Source organism: Halalkalibaculum roseum, assembly GCF_011059145.1.
GTDB lineage: Bacteria > Bacteroidota > Rhodothermia > Balneolales > Balneolaceae > Halalkalibaculum > Halalkalibaculum roseum.
The window spans coordinates 896,684-916,839 of the sequence record NZ_JAALLT010000001.1 but is presented as its reverse complement, the minus strand read 5'-3'; the positions used below and the strand labels follow the sequence as shown (position 1 = coordinate 916,839).

The following is a 20,156-nucleotide window of genomic DNA, read 5'->3' as shown; positions in this document are numbered from 1 at the left end:
TTAAATCCTTTGTAATCTATCCCACTACAGCAAAAGCTTTTATTCTATTACATGTTCAATAGTACTAATAACTTATAATAGGTTAAGTAAAGTGTGTATCAGTAATTGAATAATTGTATCTATTCTATAATAAGGAGGTGTTAACAATGAAAAAATATAGAAAATTAAAAGCGGGATTTATGGTTCAGGTTCCCTTTCTCTGCCTTTTGTTATCCATATTCATACTGCAGAACAGCACCACTTATGCCCAGCAAGTAGAGGTTAAGAAAAAAGAGGTTCCGGCAGCTGTCGTTAAAGCAGTTGAATCTGATTACATGAGTTGTAAAGACAATATAACATGGCAGATTATGGATGAAGCTTCCGGGGTGGATTATTATGTGGCCAGGGCCAGTGGCAAAAACATAAAGTGTGAGGCTGTTTATGATGCCGAAGGTAATCTGATCAGTGCAAAAACAATTTTAACGAATATGAAATTGTCTGCCGAAATACAGGAAAGTTTATCAGCAAACTACCCTGGATGGAAAGTTTCCGGAGATCAGGTAGTAGTGCGTAATTTTGATCAGAATATAGGGTATACGGAAATCACTCTGGTAAACAAAGGAGAACGAAAAACAGTGTACTTTAATACCAGGGGTAAAGAAACAACCCCCGATCTGGCTCTCAATGTTCCAAAAGTAAAAGTGAGCAAGAGGAATATACCCCGAAATGTTACTAAAGCAGTTAACAGTGACTATCTCAGTTGTGGTGGCAAAAAAGTTTCTTGGTACAAGCACAATCGGGGCGGTGATGCCAATGAGTATATAGTTACGGCAACAGGCAAAAACATCAAATGTGAAGCCACGTATGATGCCATGGGTAGGCTCATAAGCTCAAAAACAGTTGCAACCAATGTTAAACTACCATTGAATATCGCCCAGTCAATTTATAAGGATTATCCCAATTGGACTATTACTGAAGACCAAATGGTAATCAGGAATTTTGACGAAAGTACAAAATACTATCAGGTTGTTATAGCCAAGGAAGGAGATGAACAAACGCTTTACTTTGATTCTAAAGGAAATAAAGCTAAAAAACCTAAGAACTCTATTTAAGGAAAAGCGATTACTACTATCTACTCAGATTTAAGAATGAGAAAAGTAATAATTAGCAATAAACTATTTCATTCCATATCTCATATTAAATCAATCTTTTTACCGAATGATTGCGGGGTCGTTTAAGGTGCCCCGCTTTCATCTTCTTTAACGGCACGCGCCTGTTCAGCCGGACTTGCAAAAAGAATCCAAAGATAGTCCTTAAAACCCTCAGCCTTCTTTAAATCCTTCCAAATATCAATGAATTCATGAAATACCAGATACACCGGATTGTAGGATTCAGGGGGTTTGGTAATACCGTAATTGGGCGTATTCAGTTCCGGCTGAAAGGTACCGAACATCCGATCCCAGATAATAAAAGTGGAGCCGTAATTCTTATCCAGGTAATGATCGTCCTTGGCATGGTGTACCCTGTGATGGGATGGCGTAGTAAAAATAAACTCAATAGGACGCGGAAGCTTGTCAATCATTTCCGTATGAATCCAGAACTGGTAGAGCACCGCGATCTGATGGCAAATGAAGAAGACCACCGGGTGGAAACCGGCCATGGCTACCGGTAAAAAGAAAAGCACCTTAAACCCTTGCACCCAAGAGAGCCTAAAAGAAACCGAAAAATTATACTGCTCAGAAGAGTGATGAGGCACGTGTGTAGCCCACCAGATGCGCTGCTCGTGCGCTATACGATGTGCCCAGTAACGACAGAAATCCAGAAAGATAAAACAGAGCGGATAGGACCACCACTCATAGGGAACCCGCCAGGGCATCATATTATAGAAGAAGAGTATAAGTCCGAAAATACTGACCTTCGTCAATGAACTCACAACGATGTTACCCACACCTATAGCAGTAGATGCCCAAAAATCCTTTGCTTCATACCTGTCCTTATTTTGCCAGGCACTAATCCCCCATTCCAGGAAAACAAGGGCAAACATTACGGGAGCAGCATAAATAATGATAGGCGGCAAACCCATTGCCAGGAGTTCTTGAACAGTAATTAATTCGGGCATAAAATGGGGTAGCAAACATTAATAATAAGAAGTGCACAAGATATCGCTTCTGCGTGCCAATCTAAAAGTATTTTTGAATTCTTGATTCTTTGGATGTTCCAAAAACCTTAGATAGTTAAAACTGACAGGACCCCACTGGTTTGTTATACTCTTATCAAATTAATCAAGCAGGAACCTTTAGACTCTTTTTTTACTTATAAGCATGCATTTTGTAAGCAATTAAAACGGACACAAAAATAATTGTCATTGAGATGATTTTTCGACTTTCACTATTACTGCTGTTTCTGATTCCGTCTTTCGTGGGCGCACAAAATATCGAGGACGATCCAGAAGCACGGAAAATATTTGAAGAGGTAGACCAGCGACGCAATAAAATCAACAGCGAACAAGCAGATATGCGCATGGTGATTTTTGACAGCCGAGGTAATACCCGGGAGAGAGACCTTCTCTCTTTCAGCATGAATGACGGTGAGATCAGCAAAAGTCTGCTGATATTTGAATCCCCGGCAAATGTCAGGGGCACCGCCTTTTTGAGCATCAGTGAGGGATCCGAGGAGGTGCAAAAGTTGTATCTGCCGGCACTCGGCCAGATTCAAATCATCTCGGCGGCTGAGAAAGGTGACCGGTTTATGGGAAGCGATTTTACATACGAAGATCTGGGCGATCAGGACCCTGAAGACTATGAGTTTGAATTGCGTTCAAAAAGCGACTCAACTTACGTATTGAGAGCTGAAAAAACGGAAAGCAGCGAATATAATTACCTCAATTTTTATATAGATCCTGAACGCTACGTCCTTCAAAAAATTGAGTATTTCAATGATGACGGGCAGATGATTAAAAGACTGGAAGCATCAGGCTATTCTGAGGTGTTGGATGAGGTATGGCAACCCGGAAAAATGATAATGTACGATCTGCGCAATGACAGAAAAACAGAACTATCCTGGTCAGACAGAAATGTTAATGCATCCATCCCCGGTTGGCGATTTACGGAGCGCGGACTTAGACGCGGTCTTTAAGATGATTCAAAGAGCTTTACTGTCTTCTTACTTCTTTTCTTCCAGGTCAGGCTTAACTGATATGACCGGTAGTCTAAGGTGCTGGGTGACTTTTTCTGCCGTTGAACCGAGGAACAAGTGAGAGAGCCCGCTGTGCCCGTGTGTAGCCATCACCACCAGATCAGCTGACTCAGCAGCGTATTCACGTATCGCATGGTGTGCAGAAACTCCCTTCTCAATTACGGTAGTTATATCAATGGTAGCACTTGAGGCCCCCTCGTTGTAAACAAGCTGATCATCATACCCTTCCCCGTCGCGCAACTCGATTTTGTCCCACGACTGCTTGAAAAAGGTATCCATGGCATCAAACAGGATGTCATAAATATTGTCTTTTTCTGACCGCATGGGATTTGGCTCAACGTTCTCAGTCATGCTTCCGTGAAGTTCAAGAACATGATACAATGTTAAGGTGGCATCAAAAGTCAGCGCCAGGGATACTGCAACCGGCATGGCTGAAAGCGAAGCCTGTGAGCCATCGGTGGGGACCAATATTCTTTTAACTCCTTCAATACCGGTTTTATCGGTTGCCAGTACGGGAATAGAAGAATATCGAATCACCTTTTCGGTGACGGTACCGCGTAACAAATCGGACTCATGTTTGCCATGAGTAGCCATTAAAATAAGATCATAATTTCCCCTTTCTCCCTCCTCAGCAATAGCTCTGGATGGCTTGGGAGCAATTCGTACAATAGATTCGCCCCTGTTTTCTTCCTTGATATAATCTTCCATCAGGCTGTCCAGTTTAGCCATGGATTCTTCCTGAACTTTGGGATAGATATCCTTTTCCATGCTGAAGGGAAGGCCAAGGTTGGAAATACTCTCATTAAAATACCTTAGCGTTGGTACAATATGTATGAAATCAATTTTGGCATTGAATTTAGATGCCAGCTGCTGTGCAGGATTGTATGCGTGAGCAGAATTTTTGGAAAAATCAGTCGGAACCAAAATCTTATTAATCGCAAACATGGCGTGATCCTTTATTTTAATGAGAGTTTAATATGATCGCATTCTAATTCCATTTTCGTAAAAAGTCCAACCCTATTACCATAACAAGACCTATCAGCATACCGATCAGTCCATGCCCAAAATGCTCGGTCCCAGCTCCCTCCTTGCTGTAATAAGGGATAAAAGGATCGGACTTCACCAATTTTTTCTTGACCGTCACCAGTTCGATTTGCTTCAGTTCGTCAAATGTAGCATTCGGATTTACAACTTCCCCCAGACGCCGGTAAGTAGGCAGGTTGGTTTCAGGTGGATTTTCCCGCAGCTCCATCGCCCGCTCCCCGGTATATTCGATGACCTCTGTTTCGGTAATAAACTCTTCATAGCTTCGATCCTGGTACGGCCAGATGACGTACAAAGATCCGATTAAGAACCCGATCAGAACCGCAATGGTCTGCACATAATAATGATCCAGGAGCCATGATAGCAGCCTGGTAAAAAGTGCCAATCCTGTAATGGCACCCAGAACGAATGGGAGTATCATCAATAGGCCTTCAGCTGTTTCAACGGTACCCAGCTTGCCTACCTGACTGAGGATATAATCATATTTGCGCAAGATTAGCAGAATATAAGAACCGGATATACCGGGAAGAACCATGGCACAAATAGCAATACTGCCGCTCAAAAATACAAATAGCGGGGATTCAGAAGTGTCGGCCGGTACCAGGGTAACCACCCAAAAACCAATCAATGTTCCCAGAAGTACATAAAAAGCATGCCACCAACCGAAAGAGTCCAATGCCTTGAGCAGTATCACGATAGAGCCAACGATGAGACCGAAGAATAGACCGTATATGAGTTCGGGATCCGTAAACATGTAGACCTGTAGCGGTACGATCTTGGTAAAAAATAGAATAGCTGAGAAAATACCGGCAAGCAGAACCGTCATGAAACGCCAGTGCACACCCGAAAGCGCGGAGGAGAAACGAAAGGTCACCAGATCTTTAACAAATCGGGTATCAAAACTTTTAATGGCATGTATCAGTCGTGAATATATGCCCACGATCAGTGCCATGGTGCCTCCGCTGACACCGGGCACGATATCTGCCGATCCCATCAGAAATCCCTTTATTAACAAGAATGGCGACTCTTTCCAGGTAGTTTCGTCCTGTTCTTTTTGTGATGCTGCTTGCTTATCCGTCTGCGTACTTTTTTCCAAGAATCTTGAGAATTATAATTTGAAAATTAGGAATTGAGAATTCGTTATATAACACGCATCATGCCACCAACTGATGTGCCGAACACAATGCTACTTTTCTAAATCACTGCTGCATTTCGGTCCACAATTTCCATTTCTAAATTCGTAATTCCTAATTCACAATTCGTAATTGCTAATCATCCTCTCCCTTCCACCCCTTCTTTCCTATGAGTGGCACAAACTTAAAGTCATGATAGGTCTCCTTCTCAAACTCTCCTTCCCTTATTTTAATAATGCGCTGCATCTCCTGTTTTTGGGCTCCCCCTACAGGAACCACCAGGCGCCCATTTATTTGTAGCTGTTCTACCAGGTCTTCAGGTACCACAGGAGCCCCCGCAGTAACTACTATGGCATCATAAGGTGCGTAGGCCGACCACCCCAAGGTGCCGTCGCCAAGCTTCTGATGGACACGGTACCCCAGTTTTTTCAAAATTGCCCTGGCTCTTTCATACAATTCTTCGTGCCGTTCAATACTGTAAACGGTTGTTCCCAATTCACACAAGATTGCTGCCTGGTAACCCGATCCGGTGCCTATTTCAAGTACTTTTTCACCTGGCATTATTTCAAGCAGTTCGGTCTGCCGAGCCACAGTGTAGGGCTGGGAAATGGTCTGATCTTTACCAATAGGAAGTGCCGTATCTTTGTAGGCACGGTCTTCCAGTGCGGTATCAATAAATTCATGCCGAGGTACCATATTAAAAGCCTCCAAGACCCTTTCGTCTTGTATACCCTTATCCCTGAGCGTGTCCACCAGTTTTTGGCGGCGTTTTTTGAATTTCAAATCCCTTTTACCCGATTTGTCCGAATTCCAGCTCAACATATTGTGATTTTAAAACTTTTCAGTATTTGAACGGAGCAAAGCTGCTCCAACTGCAAACTTAAGGAACTTGTATCAATTATTTGGACTTAAATTAACTGGTTACCATTTAAAAGTTGGTACTTTAACGTATATTATTTCTAAAGAGAATCAGTCATTCATCTATGAAAACATTTTTGAGAATTGCAGGAGGTATCCTGGCATTTCTTTTACTAGTCATTCTGGGATTAAATATTTATTTCACCGATGCGCGCCTTCAGAAAACGGTGATGCCATACGTCAACGAAGCTGTTGGCCGTGACGTACAGGTAGAATCCATGTCACTTACTTTTTTCAGTACCTTCCCCCAACCGGGACTGAGCATCTCCAGAATGAGCGTCCCCGGTGAAAGTCCGGATGACACGCTCATGTCGCTTGACGAACTCGTGGTCGGTGTTAAGCTATTTTCCCTATTCGGCAACGAAATCAGCATCAACGAAATCATTCTGGACAACCCGAAATTTACCTACCAGGTATACCCCGACAGCACCACCAATATTGATTTTTTGTTTGAAACGGAAACCGAAGATGATACTACAGCTTCCGGTTATGCCGTAAATATCCCCTATTTTGAAGTCATCAACGGTCAGTTTGGTTATGTTGACGAAACATCGGCGACTGACCTTCGCTTTCAGGATCTGAACGCTACGATCTCATTACGCTATGCCGAACTGATCGAAAGTACCGTTGACCTGGAACTGGGCGGTCTGTCTGCCACGGTCGACAATACTAGTTATGCCAGAGGGTTGCCTCTCAGTCTATCGCAAACATCCACAATTGACCTGGAAAAGGAAATTGTAAATCTGAGTTCCGGGACTTTTTCTATCCGTGGTCTTGCACTGGATCTTTCAGGTTCAATATCCGATTGGAGCAACACTACAAGCGTAGACCTCAATTTCAATACCTCCTCGGATAATTTCGGTGAACTTCTCCGTCTGGTACCGGCCCAATATCAGGAACAGGTAGAAGAGCTGGAAACAAGAGGCTCGCTGGCTATGCAGGGTACTATTAACGGGGCGCTAAACTCAGAACAACTCCCTCGTTTCAGCGCGTCCATTATGGTTGAAAATGGGTATTTGAAAAATCCTGACCTTCCGCAGGCAATAGAAAATATTCAACTCAACGCCAAGGCATCCAACGATGAGCTTACTATTGAGAACCTGAATGCAAAAGCCGGCTCGAACGCTATATCAGGCAGCGGAAATCTTCAAAAGCCGCTAGAGGAGAACGGCGCCTTCAGCTTTGATATCAAAAGTGATGTTGACTTAGCAACCATCAGCAGTTTTTATGATATCGGACAGTTCGATATTGAAGATATGAGTGGGCAGATGAATTTAAACGCCACCGGACAGGGAAACAGAGCTAAGCCGGAAGCGGCAACATTTAATGCTGACCTTCGCCTGTCAAACGGCACGCTTAAGTACAGCGGGGTTCCTAAAGCCATCCAGGATATCAATGTCGATGCTAAAGCTAACCAGGATCTTGTTACCATAAACCGCTTTGACTTGGCAGCTGCACCCAATACTTTTTCCATGAAAGGTTCTGTGAGGCAACCCCTACAGGAGGCCAATAGAACCATCAATTTGGATACTAACCTGAGATTTGACCTGGCCTCCCTTAAAGATTTCTACCCTATCAGTGAAGATACCCTAGAGATGAACGGTATTCTTACAGCACAAGCAACATTGGATGGGAAAGCCGACCAGATTGAGCGATCGGTAAAGAGCGGAAGCATCACTCTTAAAAACGGATTTCTCTTTTACAAACCACTCGGGAATCCACTCCGCGATATAACCTTTGAATCGGTACTCGAGGGTGCAAAGATGACCATCGTGGAAGCCAGTTTCAGAAGCGGTGAAAACAATCTCAAAATGGGCGGCCTGATCACCAATTATCTGGGCGAAGACCGCTCCATCGATCTGAAACTGGAAGGTTTTGCCATGCTGAACCAGATTACCAACTATTATAATCTCGAACCGACCATAAACCGCCTGGATGGTACTGCAAGGGTAAATTTACGGACACAGGGGCGTCCGGATACTCCTGCTGAAATGGCCTTCAATGGCAGCCTGAATATTGATAATATGAATATGGACGGTGAAGATTTCGTACATCCTATTACCGATCTTAATGGGGTAATGAGGCTTACCCCTTCCTCAGCAAACCTTGACTCACTGTCATTTAATTTTGGTAACTCCGACATGCTTCTCAGCGGGTCACTTGAGAATTACCGTGAATACCTTAAAGAGAAAAGTGACAGGAATACCACTCCCCTACTTAAAGGAAGCTATTACAGCCAATTTCTTCATGTAGATGAGATTATTGACTGGAGTGATACCACAGGAGCTGATGAACCGGTACTGATTGAACTGCCTGATCTTAATAGTTCGGTAACTGCCAATATTGACCGTATGCTGATAACCGGTGTCAATATTCGAAACCTGAAAGCCCAGGCAAGCACTACTCCCACACAGATAGAATTGAATGAGGCAGCTGCCGAGATGTTTGAAGGAAAAGCCACAGGTTCTCTTACCTGGGATGTTCCGCAACCTGACAGTACCATGATTACTTTCAACGGTTCCCTGCAGGGTGTACGTGCCGAGAGATTTTTCGAAGAGTACAAAGTACTGGGTAAAAAAAGCAGAATTCACGAGTATATTTCCGGAGCGTTCAGCAGTGACCTTCAGTACTATTCGGCGCTCAACCGGTTCCTGGATCCGATAATCGGCACTACGAAAATGGACGGGAATTTTGGTATGACAAAGTCCAGGCTCAAGAATCATCCCCTACAGTTGCGTATTGCTTCCATGCTCAAGGCTCAGGAATTGGAGAGCGTATCACTTGATGAATGGGAAAGTACCTACACGGTGAGTGACACCGTACTCACTCTTAAAGACCTAAGGCTCACCAGCAGCGACGTCGGTTTGGAACTGAACGGTACCCAGCACCTGGTCAGCCAGCAAGTCAATTACCAGATGAAGCTCCTGCTTCCTCCGAGATTTAAGAAGGGAATTTCAGCTATTCTAACCACACAGGCTACAGAAGCCCTCACCCAGGAAAACGGAACCATCATGATGCCTTTGAGAGTGACCGGCACACTCAACAATCTCAACGTAAAACCGGACGAAGAGGTCATCAAACCAATTATTCAGAAATATCTAAAGGACAAAGCCGGCAATGCATTAAAGAAAATTTTTGGGGATGGCTAGGGTACCTGTGCCGTGGTTTAAACAACTGTACACTGAGCACTTAAGATTGTATCTTTGCGCAGATTGTTTTTTTGAATGAAGCTTTTTCGACTGTTAACTGGAGGATACCGCTAAATGGACGATTTACATATCTACAACACCCTTTCGAGAGAAAAGGAGAAATTCGAACCCATTGAAAAAGGCTTTGTAGGCATCTATGTGTGTGGCCCGACAGTATACGGCGATCCGCATCTCGGTCACGCCAAAAGCTATGTATCCTTTGACCTGGTTATACGTTACCTGCGATACCTGGGATATAATGTCCGTTATGTGCAAAATATTACCGACGTGGGGCATCTCACCGATGATGCCGATCAGGGAGAAGACAAGCTTGAAAAGCAGGCCCGGAAGGAGAAGCTGGAACCCATGGAGATTGCCGAAAAGTACACCTATAACTACTTCCGGGATATGGACAAGCTGCAGGTACTGCGCCCCGATATCTCCCCACGGGCTACCGGACATATCATCGAACAGATTGAGATGGTAAAAAAGCTCATTGAAAATGATCACGCTTATGTTACCGACGGAAATGTGTACTTTGATGTCTCTTCGAATAAAGATTACGGCAAACTAAGCGGGAGGTCGGTCGAGGAGCTTGAAAGCGGCTCACGCATTGAAACTGCATCTGATAAAAAATCACCGGAAGATTTTGCCCTCTGGAAGCGCGCCGAAGAAGGACATATTATGAGATGGCCCTCTCCATGGGGTGAAGGTTATCCCGGTTGGCACGTAGAGTGCTCAGCAATGTCTACCAAATATCTGGGAGAACATTTCGATATACACGGTGGTGGTCTTGATAACCAGTTTCCTCATCACGAATGCGAGATCGCCCAGAGCGAAGGCGCTTACAATAAGCCTTTCGCCAATTACTGGATGCACAACAATATGGTAACCCTGGAGGGTCAGAAGATGGGCAAGTCGCTGGGCAATGCCATCTCCCTGGATGAATTTTTCAGAGGAGACCATGAGCTGCTCAGCAGAGCCTGGGACCCTCAAGTCATTCGCTTCTTTTTGCTGCAGAGCCATTACCGCAGTACAACTGACTTTTCTGAGGAAGCCCTGAACGGCGCGGAATCCGGACTCAGAAATTTACAGGATATCATTCGTCTGATCCGGCAAACCGAACCGGGTCAGGGCGATGCCTATGATGTAGACAGTCTCAGGGAGAATCTGGAGAGCAAGCTAAATGATGATTTCAACTCGGCTCAGGCCATTGCCATCCTTTTTGAAGAACTGAAAAAACTGCGAAAGCAAATCAACCAGAATCAAACGCCTGAAAATCTTGACGATATCAGCACTTATCTGGAGGAGTTTGTGGATGGAGTGCTGGGCATCTGGCCCGAAGAAGAGAAGGCCTCAGGCGACGATAAAACTGGAGAACTGGTCAGGCTGCTTATCGAACTCAGGAGCAGGGCAAGAGATAACAAAAACTTTGAGCTTGCCGATGCCATCCGCGACCGCCTGAATGATATAGGCATTGAGCTGATGGATTCACCTGAAGGCACCGATTTTAAGATTAAATGATTTTTAGTTGTGAGTCTTGAGTCGTGAGTACTAAACTGAAGCTAAATTTTCACTCATTACTCAAGACTCAAGACTCAAGACTCATGGCTATCTACTCACGACAAAAAAATATTCACACAACATTACTAGATGCAACCAAACAATTATTTTATCTGGGACGGTGATCCGATAGCATTCAGCCTCGGTACCATTGATCTTCCATTTCCATTAGCTATTTGGGGAATAGTCCTCGCCGTTGTGGTCTTTTTCTGGGGCTTTTCAAAGATGGTCCCTGAATCAAGCAAATACGAAGAAACAAAAGAACCCCCTGCCTGGAAAGTACTGTTGCTTGGACTGGGAGCACTCATCGGTGGGCAACTGATCTTCCTCATTTTACCCTCACCGACCATAGATCAAATCGGTCCCATAGAACCACGTTGGTACGGATTCCTATTTATGGGGTCGTTCGTCGTCGGTTTTTTCCTGATGCGCCAAATGTACATAGCGGCCGGCAGGACCATGGAGGAACTCGACAAATTGCTGCTCTATGTACTGATAGCCACGGTTGTAGGCGCACGACTGGGACACGTAATCTTTTATGACCTTGGGTACTACCTTCGTAACCCTTCGCAGATCATTGCCATATGGCGGGGTGGACTGGCAAGCCATGGTGCCGCCATCGGAATCATCCTGGCCATGTACCTCTACGTGAAGAAAGTGCCAAAAATGAGTTTTCTCTGGCTGGCCGATCGAGTAGTAATAGTAGTCGCCTTTGCGGGTGCCATGATCCGAACAGGTAACTTCATGAATTCGGAAATTATCGGTAAACCTACCGAGCTTCCCTGGGCTGTGGTCTTTGAAAAAGTGGATATGATTCCACGTCACCCCACCATGTTATACGAAGCAATACTCTGCCTGGTGATATTTGCACTGCTATGGATAATCTACAAACGATATGAACAACAGCCGCCGGAAGGATCTATTTTCGGACTCTTTCTTATGCTGTTATTCGGGGGGCGTTTCTTCCTGGAATTTACCAAGGTGAATCAGGCTGCATTTGCAGGTGAATGGACTATCAATATGGGACAATGGCTAAGCATACCGCTGGTAGCTATAGGCGTTTGGCTGGTTTGGAAAAAGGTAAACTGGAAGAAAAAGGGAAATTAAATCCACCTTCCATTAGAATGATAAGAGCATCCTTGCACCGACAGCCAGAGAATTAGGTGTCCCCGGCACCATATTTGGATTCATGATATATTGCAGATCTGCTTGAACACTAACCGATGGGTTTAGTACCGCCAGATAGGTAAATTCAAAATTTGTTTCTGCTCTCTCAGATGGACGATTATTCAGCTCAAGGCTGACCGACCGATATGCTGAGCTGTTAATAGCATGAGCTACTGAAAATCCCAAATCGTCCCGGGATCGACCGTCAATCAAGCCCCTATAGGTAATTCCGCCCCCAAGATATCCGGCTAACCTGTTTATTTGTTCATTTGCGATGCTCGCTCTCCCAAAAACTGTTATTCCTTGCACCGGATCAGCAGGTTCCGAATAAATTTGATACTCACCCATTGCATATAATCCTAAATCACGCTTTTCTGACTCATCCTGTATCCAACCCGAACGTCTTTGGGAATAAGCCCATCCCCCTATTGCAAATTTATAACCGCCCCTCTCGGCGGCTCCCCGATCCAGCAATCTCTGTAGCCGTGCGGTACGGCTGCGTCTTTCCAATTGATTGCCTTTTATAGAATACAGAGCTAGTTCAGCAAGATATAAGAGTCCGTCATCCTCTCTCCAGAATATTTTGGTCCCCCGGGTATTGGCAGGATTTGATGGTACTCCGTCCAGTACAGCTACTTTAAAAACCCAACCTCCGGAAGGGTTTATTTTAAAACGCCCACCTAAAGAAGTAAATGGAAAAGTTGAAGGGCCTAACACCCCACTCAGTGCCAATGAGGCATCCAGACCATGAGAACTGTTTAGAAAGAGCAGGCTGCTTTCCAATACATTAAATTCAGAGTTGATATCGTACAAGCCAACGAGTACAGAACTGTTTGCCAGAAAAAATTTCTTCTGAGCCCAAACTTCAAAGAAACGCCATGAATTTTGTGCTTCAATATTGCTTAACCCCTGCAAATCTCCGGTGAGCTGCGAGATGCTGTTCCCCTGGTTTCCCAGCCCGTAAATATAGACGGTCGTTCCTTCCAGCCCCAGGGGTAAAGCCTCGAAATCAATCTCAAGATTTACATCGATATTATCTAAATAGGCAGTTCCCCTTTCCACACCACCGGAAAGATTTCCCCAAAATTCACCCGTATAGGTTACACTAACCCTGAACGGATTTTTCTCATCCGCACTGTTACTCTGAGCGAGAGCCAGGGGATGGTATGTGTATCCCAAAATGAATATCAGAAACAGGCATATCTTAAAATTATGCTTCCGGTTATATTCTCTTGAGGTGTTTTTCATAAATTAGTGTGATTAACTTCCATCAAAATTTAACTTCATTTTATAGGCAAGTCATATTACTAAGATATAATCCTTGTCCCCTTTAGCATCCATACTTCCAACAGCAAAAACTAAAGAGAAAATTCAAGATTCGTTGTTTTGAAAATTGCACTCTAGTTAAAATGACTTATTAGCAACTGCCGAAAAGCTAACAGAATGCAGGTCCCTTCCGTTTATATAAAATGAGCCTCGGAGATAAAACATCTCACAGATCAGACAAATCAGAACCTTTTGTGTCTAATGACAGGTTAAAAAAGGCTTTACCAATACCATGTATAAAAAGGAAAAATAAATCCGCATCTTTTTTCCAAAATATCAGCTTTTTTATTTTTTTGAAGGTCTAGAGAGCAACCAGATTTTATTATGGAAAGCCAATTTAAATTTTATTAACCATAAGCATCATGAAAGCACTTGACCAGAACATACAGGATAAAATTAATAATTGGCTGGAGGGTAGTTACGACCAGCAGACCAAGAATGAAATAAGGTCAATGCTTGATAAGGAAAAATATGAAGAGCTGACGGATGCTTTTTATAAAGATCTGGAATTCGGTACCGGCGGAATCCGAGGTATCATGGGAGTCGGTCCAAACCGGGTTAACAAATACACCTTCGGAATGGCTACCCAGGGATTCAGCAACTTTCTGAAGAAGGAATATCCAAAAGAGCAAATCAAGGTGGCCATAGCGCATGACTGCCGCAACAATTCGGACACGCTTGCCCATACCGTTGCCAATATATTTTCTGCTAACGGCATTCATGTGTACCTGTTCGAAGGGCTGCGTCCTACCCCCGAACTCTCCTTCGCAATACGCGAACTCGGATGTAAAGGCGGGGTGATGCTCACCGCTTCCCACAACCCAAAAGAATACAATGGTTTTAAAGCCTACGGTTCGGATGGCGGGCAGCTGGTATCTCCACAAGACAAGCAGGTCATGGAAGAAGTGCAAGCTATTGACAGTGTAGGAGCTATCAAGTTTGAGGGTGTAGAAGAGCGGATTGAACGAATCGGGAAAGAGATCGATGAAAAATACCTGGAAGCTATTGCAAAGCTTTCTGTTTCCGGAGATGCCATAGAGCGGCAAAAAGATCTAAAGATTGTGTTCTCTCCCATTCACGGAACAGCAGGTGTTCTGGCCCCTCCCGCACTAAAAAGATATGGGTTTGAGAATGTAACACTGGTCAAAGAGCAGATGACCTTTGACGGTAATTTTCCAACCGTTGAATACCCTAATCCTGAGGAAGAAGAGGCGCTGACTATGGCGCTGGACAAGGCAAAAGAGATTGATGCCGAACTGGTGATGGCTACCGATCCCGATGCCGACCGTGTGGGTATTGCGGTGAAAGATTTAAATGACGAGTGGACCCTTCTCAATGGTAATCAGACGGGTACCTTGATCATTAATTATATGCTCAAAGCCTGGAAAGATGCCGGAAAACTTAAAGGCAAGGAGTATATCGTCAAAACTATTGTAACCACCTACCTCATCGATCGCATCGCCGACTACTACGATGTTGATTGCTATAACACCTTAACCGGCTTTAAATATATCGGCGAGTTGATGACAAAACTCGAAGGCAAAAAACAATTTATTGCCGGCGGCGAAGAGAGTTATGGTTATTTGATCGGCGAACATGTGCGGGATAAAGATGCTATTGTTTCTTCCGTAATTATTGCAGAAATGACTGCCTACTATAAAGACAAAGGAAGCAGCCTGTACGAAGCTCTGCTTGACATCTATAAGCAGCACGGTTTATTCCGAGAGAAATTGGTTTCTATCTACAAAAAAGGTCGTAAAGGGGCCGAAGAGATTCAGCAAATGCTGAAAAACTACCGCAGCAATCCGCCTGCTAAACTGGGAGGATCTCAAGTGGTAACCATCAAGGATTATAAAACAAGCGAAGAGAAAAATATAAGTACCGGGAAAACCGGAAAGATCGACCTGCCATCCTCCAATGTACTGCAGTTTATCACCGAAGACGGGTCTATGGTTACGGTACGTCCCTCCGGCACCGAGCCAAAGATCAAGTTCTACTGCAGCGTGAATACCAACATGAAGGACAAAAGTGACTACACCGATCTAAGTGAAAAACTGGATGATAAAATTGACCGCCTGATGGACGATCTTATGAAGTAGTCCTGGGCCGTGGAAGCTGGAGGTTGGATGCTGGATGCTGGATGCCGGTATACTACGCTGAAGCTTCGTAGCCAGCATAGGCTGGAAGTTAGAAGTTGGATTCTTANTTGGATGCTGGATGCTGGATGCCGGTATACTACGCTGAAGCTTCGTAGCCAGCATAGGCTGGAAGTTAGAAGTTGGATTCTTTTCACTCCTCACTCCTCACTCCTAACGCCTCACTCCTCACTCATTACTCATTACTAAAAAGACTATTTAATCCCATTCTAAATTTGCATCCCCTGGTGTAATACGACCTTCTCTTTAGTATATTCGCTTCTAAATCGAGAAGACACCCGTAAATGAACTTATTCAGCGACCCCATCATTGATGTTTTCATCTATGCGATGATTACGGCCTTGGCAACCGGCCTGGGGGCTCTTCCCTTCTTCTTCATTAAAAAAATGAGCCGCAATTGGCTCGGTTTATCAAACGCCATAGCTGCGGGACTAATGCTGGCGGCCAGCTTCAACCTGATCTACGAGGGACTCGAGTATGATGTCTGGATGGTGGTAGGTGGAATTCTGCTTGGACTCATTTTTATCGTGCTGAGCCAGCGTGTATTGGATAAATACAACAATAACTTTCGCATCTCCGACATAAGCAGAGCCGATACACAGAAAATTCTTCTTATACTCGGTATTATGACGCTTCATTCCTTCACTGAGGGGGTCAGTGTGGGCGTTTCCTTCAGTGGCAGCCTCGACCTGGGTTTGTTTATCACAACCGCGATAGCTATTCACAACATCCCCGAAGGATTAGCTATCAGCCTGGTGATGGTGCCGCGAGGTACCTCCCCAATCAAAGCAGTCTGGTGGAGTATTTTTTCAAGTCTTCCCCAACCGCTGATGGCCGTTCCGGCCTTTTTGTTCATAGAGATATTCAGAGAATACCTCCCCATGGGCCTGGGCTTTGCGGGCGGTGCCATGATCTGGATGGTACTGGCTGAACTAATTCCGGAAGCCAACAAAGAGATCGGCTCCAGAAGTACAGCCATAGCTGTGACTTTTTCTATAGCACTGATGATACTTTTTCAAGTACTTATTGAATAAGCGTCTCTCCTGATTCTCCAATAAAATGCTATAGAGTCAACCTTGGAGGTGATTGACTATTACAGGAACTTCCCTACACAAATTTTAATGGTTACCATTACCAAAGATCCTGCCTCAAAGATGAATCTTCCTGAATACAAGTAACGCTTAGCGCGAAATTCTGCTGACAAGCTACTTATGGAAGAGAATAAGGATATCCGTAAAAAGGAAGAGCCACCCGAACACACCTTGCATAGTAAGGAAGCCTTGGTTCATCGTTATCAGGAGTTTCTGGGAGAATTTGTCTACGGGGGAATAGACGGTAGTGTAACAACATTTGCTGTGGTTGCAGGTTCTGCAGGTGCCGGTCTGGATTCGTCAGTTATAATCATTTTGGGCTTTGCCAACCTTATAGCCGACGGCTTCTCCATGTCGGTGGGCAGTTATCTATCCAACAAAAGCGAGCGAGAATACTTTGAAAAACATGAGCAGATAGAGCACTGGGAGGTAGAAAATATCCCGGATAAAGAACGGGAAGAGATAAGAGAAATTTACAGGTCCAAAGGGTTTGAAGGAGAGCTGCTGGATGAGGTGGTTGATGTAATCACATCCGACAAAGACCGGTGGGTAGACGTGATGATGAAAGAGGAGCTTGGTATGATGAAACAGAACAAGTCTCCGCTGGCTATGGGAGTGGTAACCTTTATCTCTTTTATAATGGTAGGTTTTATTCCTTTGCTTATCTATGTAATGGACTATGTTACTGAAACAGAAATGAGCCACCTCTTTCTCACTTCCATACTGCTTACCACCATAGCTTTTATACTGATAGGACTGCTGAAATCGTTTGTCAATGAGAAAAGCATCTTAATCGGTATATCCGAGACCCTATTTCTGGGATCTGCAGCCGCAATTCTGGCTTACTATGTGGGAAATATCCTTGAGAAAATTATTTGAAATCACACTTAGCTACGCTTTTTACCAGAGCAAAGCTAATTATTAAATCAATCATACAGACTTTTTTACCTGAGTGTCTAAGTGCTAAACAGCACTTGTCTGACTAGACATTATTTACTTAATTCACATCAAAATGATCAACAGCTAACCTAACTGTCATTATGCAACTCCACCACACACGTTTTTCGGTTCTCTTCATTCTGCTTTCCTTCATGCTGGTGCTGCCACAGACTTCGAATGCCCAGCAGAACGCCCAATACAGCAGTGTAAAAGAGGCACTTCAGTCCTCTACAAAACTGCGCGGTTCTTCGGGTCCGCGAAATGTTAACTGGATTGATGATGGTGATCGCTACTCCTACATGCAATATAACAGTGACACTGAGAGCACTGAAATCCGTGCCTTCAATCCCGCTACCGAAGAGGACGTGCTGATCTTCAATAACAAAAATTACACCTTCCCTGACAGCCAACAGTCATTTGACTATCGCTCTTTCCAATGGTCGAAGGATTCAAAGTACATTGTGTTTCAATCTAACTTCCGTCCGGTGTACCGAAGATCGGGTATATCCGACTACTACCTCTATTCAATAGATGATGATAATTTGCAATTATTAGTCGAGGATGCCAGAACCGCTGAACTTTCACCAGATGGCACAAAAATCGGTTACGAGCGAGAAGGTGACCTATATGTTCATGATCTTAATACAGACACTGAAAAGCAGCTAACGGATAGCGGAAGTGACAACTTCTACAACGGACGGTTCGGCTGGGTTTATGAAGAGGAGTTCGGCCTTGCCCAAGCATGGGAATGGGCGCCTGACAGCAAAAGTATTGCCTACTGGCAAACCGACGAGACCCGGGTTAACATCTTCCAGATGACCAACTATTCCGGACAGCATCCCGAGTACGTCCAAATACCATATCCCAAAGTGGGAGATGAGAATCCAAAAGTGAAGATAGGAGTCGTGCAGATTGATAGTGGTGACAAGCAATGGATGGATCTGGATATCGGAGACGGATACGTGCCGCGCATTTACTGGACTTCTGTTGCTAACCAGCTTGCTGTCGTACATTTGAACAGGCCACAAAATCATTTAAAGCTCACCTTCCATAATACAAAAAGCGGTGAAGGACGTCTGGTTATGGAGGAACAATCCGAAACATGGATCGACGTTTTTGATTTTTTCGCCGGCATCAACCACCTGTTTTTCTTTCCAAAGCAGAGCAAGGAATTCTTCTGGATTTCCGACCGCGACGGTTTCAGTCACATATACCGCTACAATTACAGCGGGAAGCTGAAAAACCAGGTCACGAAAGGCGACTGGGAAGTAACCTATGTTCATACAGTCGACTACGGTCAGAACAAAATATTTTTCAACTCAACTGAGGTTTCTCCACTACAACGCCACCTCTATTCTGTTGATTTCAATGGGGAAAACAAGAAGAAGCTGACTACTACTGAAGGTACCCACAATATTACCATGGGGCCGAATGGTCGGTATTACCTGGATAGCTACTCCAATATCAATACACCAACACAGGTAGAGTTGAAAAGCACGGAAGGTGATTTACTTAAGCGTCTTGAAGATAACGCTTCCGTTAAAGAGTACCTGCAAGAGCATGTATATGCCCCGAAAGAGCTCTTCAGCTTTACAACTTCCGACGGCCAAAAACTTGACGGCTCTGTGATCAAGCCGGTAAATTTCGACCCGGAAAAGCAATACCCTCTGATAATGGCCATTTATGGCGGTCCGGGAGCCCAAGGGGTTTATAACACCTTTGAAACCTGGGGGTGGGCACAGTATCTTGCCCAGGAAGGGTATGTTATCGTGAATGTAAACAACCGCGGAAGCGGAGGCTATGGCAGCGAATTCGAAAAAGTGGTTTATAGGCAACTTGGGAAATGGGAAGCTCACGATTTTGTAGAAACAGCAAAATATATGGCTCAGAAACCTTGGGTAGATGGCGAAAATATGGCTATTCGCGGACACAGTTACGGGGGATATATGAGTTCCTACACGATGTTCACCCATCCGGATGCTTTCAAATTAGGCATCGTCGGAGCCCCTGTAACCGACTGGAAGCTCTACGACAGCATATATACCGAACGGTATATGGGGCTGCTAGAGAACAATGCGGAGGGTTATAAGCAAAGTGCGCCAATCACGCATGCTGATCAACTTAAAGGTAAACTTTTTGTTGCTCATTCAGCCTACGATGAAAATGTTCACGTACAAAACACCATGCAGTTGATGACCGCATTAGCTGAAAATGGTATTGATGCCGATTTACGTATTTATCCGCCCGGCGCCCATGGTGTATCTTTCAACTCTGCAAGTTACTACTTGCTTTATGAAACCTACACCGAGTATTTGAACCGATATCTCAAGTAAATTGCCTTAGAGGCACGGTCACCTGCTAAGGCCGTGCCTTTTATTTTTGAAGTTGCGAATCACGGCCAAGTCTCCCTCCATAAATTTTCGGAAACTACCGCAATTTTTTAAATCTTTTTGCAGC

The 20,156-nt window shown here is 44.3% G+C and carries 14 protein-coding genes; 9 read left to right on the top strand and 5 right to left on the bottom strand.

Features of this window, described 5'->3' with window-relative positions:
• The first annotated feature begins 146 nt into the window (after positions 1–146).
• Positions 147–1,091 (top strand): hypothetical protein, encoded by a 945-nt coding sequence (locus tag G3570_RS03795; protein WP_165139312.1) that lies wholly within the window; start codon positions 147–149, stop codon positions 1,089–1,091.
• 122 nt (positions 1,092–1,213) lie between these two features.
• Here the strand turns inward: G3570_RS03795 and G3570_RS03790 are convergent, their stop codons facing one another.
• Positions 1,214–2,098: a sterol desaturase family protein gene (locus G3570_RS03790; protein ID WP_165139310.1), complete on the bottom strand. Its 885-nt coding sequence runs from the start codon at positions 2,096–2,098 to the stop codon at positions 1,214–1,216.
• 251 nt (positions 2,099–2,349) lie between these two features.
• On the opposite strand from G3570_RS03790, the gene G3570_RS03785 reads away from it, so the two are divergent.
• Positions 2,350–3,114: an outer membrane lipoprotein-sorting protein gene (locus tag G3570_RS03785; RefSeq protein WP_165139308.1), complete on the top strand. Its 765-nt coding sequence runs from the start codon at positions 2,350–2,352 to the stop codon at positions 3,112–3,114.
• A gap of 27 nt (positions 3,115–3,141) precedes the next feature.
• Here G3570_RS03785 and G3570_RS03780 read toward each other — a convergent pair whose 3' ends face one another.
• The 3 genes from G3570_RS03780 to G3570_RS03770 all read right to left on the bottom strand — a co-directional run bounded on the left by G3570_RS03780 (position 3,142) and on the right by G3570_RS03770 (position 6,170).
• Positions 3,142–4,119 carry a universal stress protein gene (locus tag G3570_RS03780; protein ID WP_165139306.1) on the bottom strand — a complete coding sequence of 326 codons (978 nt, stop codon included), beginning with the start codon at positions 4,117–4,119 and terminating at the stop codon, positions 3,142–3,144.
• Positions 4,120–4,162: 43 nt separating this feature from the next.
• Complete coding sequence (locus G3570_RS03775) at positions 4,163–5,314, bottom strand: DUF368 domain-containing protein (RefSeq protein WP_249066638.1); 1,152 nt, start codon at positions 5,312–5,314, stop codon at positions 4,163–4,165.
• A gap of 172 nt (positions 5,315–5,486) precedes the next feature.
• On the bottom strand, positions 5,487–6,170 hold the full coding sequence (locus G3570_RS03770) for a protein-L-isoaspartate(D-aspartate) O-methyltransferase (protein WP_249066636.1): 684 nt from the start codon (positions 6,168–6,170) through the stop codon (positions 5,487–5,489).
• Positions 6,171–6,334: 164 nt separating this feature from the next.
• Here G3570_RS03770 and G3570_RS03765 point away from each other — a divergent pair, with 164 nt between their 5' ends.
• The 3 genes from G3570_RS03765 (at position 6,335) to lgt (ending at position 12,127) form a co-directional block, all read left to right on the top strand.
• Complete coding sequence (locus G3570_RS03765) at positions 6,335–9,418, top strand: AsmA family protein (protein ID WP_165139302.1); 3,084 nt, start codon at positions 6,335–6,337, stop codon at positions 9,416–9,418.
• Between the two features lie 114 nt (positions 9,419–9,532).
• Positions 9,533–10,981 (top strand): cysteine--tRNA ligase, encoded by a 1,449-nt coding sequence (cysS, locus tag G3570_RS03760; protein WP_165139300.1) that lies wholly within the window; start codon positions 9,533–9,535, stop codon positions 10,979–10,981.
• 129 nt (positions 10,982–11,110) lie between these two features.
• Positions 11,111–12,127: a prolipoprotein diacylglyceryl transferase gene (gene lgt / locus G3570_RS03755; protein ID WP_249066634.1), complete on the top strand. Its 1,017-nt coding sequence runs from the start codon at positions 11,111–11,113 to the stop codon at positions 12,125–12,127.
• A 12-nt stretch (positions 12,128–12,139) separates the two neighbouring features.
• Here the strand turns inward: lgt and G3570_RS03750 are convergent, their stop codons facing one another.
• Complete coding sequence (locus G3570_RS03750; RefSeq protein WP_165139298.1) at positions 12,140–13,435, bottom strand: carbohydrate porin; 1,296 nt, start codon at positions 13,433–13,435, stop codon at positions 12,140–12,142.
• A 440-nt stretch (positions 13,436–13,875) separates the two neighbouring features.
• Here G3570_RS03750 and G3570_RS03745 point away from each other — a divergent pair, with 440 nt between their 5' ends.
• The 4 genes from G3570_RS03745 to G3570_RS03730 all read left to right on the top strand — a co-directional run bounded on the left by G3570_RS03745 (position 13,876) and on the right by G3570_RS03730 (position 20,032).
• Entirely contained in the window at positions 13,876–15,612 is a 1,737-nt protein-coding gene (locus tag G3570_RS03745) for a phospho-sugar mutase (protein WP_165139296.1), read from the top strand.
• 341 nt (positions 15,613–15,953) lie between these two features.
• Positions 15,954–16,703 (top strand): ZIP family metal transporter, encoded by a 750-nt coding sequence (locus G3570_RS03740; protein WP_165139294.1) that lies wholly within the window; start codon positions 15,954–15,956, stop codon positions 16,701–16,703.
• A 177-nt stretch (positions 16,704–16,880) separates the two neighbouring features.
• On the top strand, positions 16,881–17,639 hold the full coding sequence (locus G3570_RS03735; protein ID WP_165139292.1) for a VIT1/CCC1 transporter family protein: 759 nt from the start codon (positions 16,881–16,883) through the stop codon (positions 17,637–17,639).
• 161 nt (positions 17,640–17,800) lie between these two features.
• Entirely contained in the window at positions 17,801–20,032 is a 2,232-nt protein-coding gene (locus tag G3570_RS03730; protein WP_165139290.1) for a S9 family peptidase, read from the top strand.
• The last annotated feature ends 124 nt before the right edge of the window (positions 20,033–20,156 follow it).

Coding starts and splice junctions, on each gene's coding strand:
- G3570_RS03795 (WP_165139312.1), top strand. CDS start 147: ATGAAAAAATATAGAAAATTAAAAGCGGGATTTATGGTTCAGGTTCCC.
- G3570_RS03790 (WP_165139310.1), bottom strand. CDS start 2,098: ATGCCCGAATTAATTACTGTTCAAGAACTCCTGGCAATGGGTTTGCCG.
- G3570_RS03745 (WP_165139296.1), top strand. CDS start 13,876: ATGAAAGCACTTGACCAGAACATACAGGATAAAATTAATAATTGGCTG.
- lgt (WP_249066634.1), top strand. CDS start 11,111: ATGCAACCAAACAATTATTTTATCTGGGACGGTGATCCGATAGCATTC.
- G3570_RS03780 (WP_165139306.1), bottom strand. CDS start 4,119: ATGTTTGCGATTAATAAGATTTTGGTTCCGACTGATTTTTCCAAAAAT.
- cysS (WP_165139300.1), top strand. CDS start 9,533: ATGGACGATTTACATATCTACAACACCCTTTCGAGAGAAAAGGAGAAA.
- G3570_RS03730 (WP_165139290.1), top strand. CDS start 17,801: ATGCAACTCCACCACACACGTTTTTCGGTTCTCTTCATTCTGCTTTCC.
- G3570_RS03750 (WP_165139298.1), bottom strand. CDS start 13,435: ATGAAAAACACCTCAAGAGAATATAACCGGAAGCATAATTTTAAGATA.
- G3570_RS03740 (WP_165139294.1), top strand. CDS start 15,954: ATGAACTTATTCAGCGACCCCATCATTGATGTTTTCATCTATGCGATG.
- G3570_RS03785 (WP_165139308.1), top strand. CDS start 2,350: ATGATTTTTCGACTTTCACTATTACTGCTGTTTCTGATTCCGTCTTTC.
- G3570_RS03765 (WP_165139302.1), top strand. CDS start 6,335: ATGAAAACATTTTTGAGAATTGCAGGAGGTATCCTGGCATTTCTTTTA.
- G3570_RS03735 (WP_165139292.1), top strand. CDS start 16,881: ATGGAAGAGAATAAGGATATCCGTAAAAAGGAAGAGCCACCCGAACAC.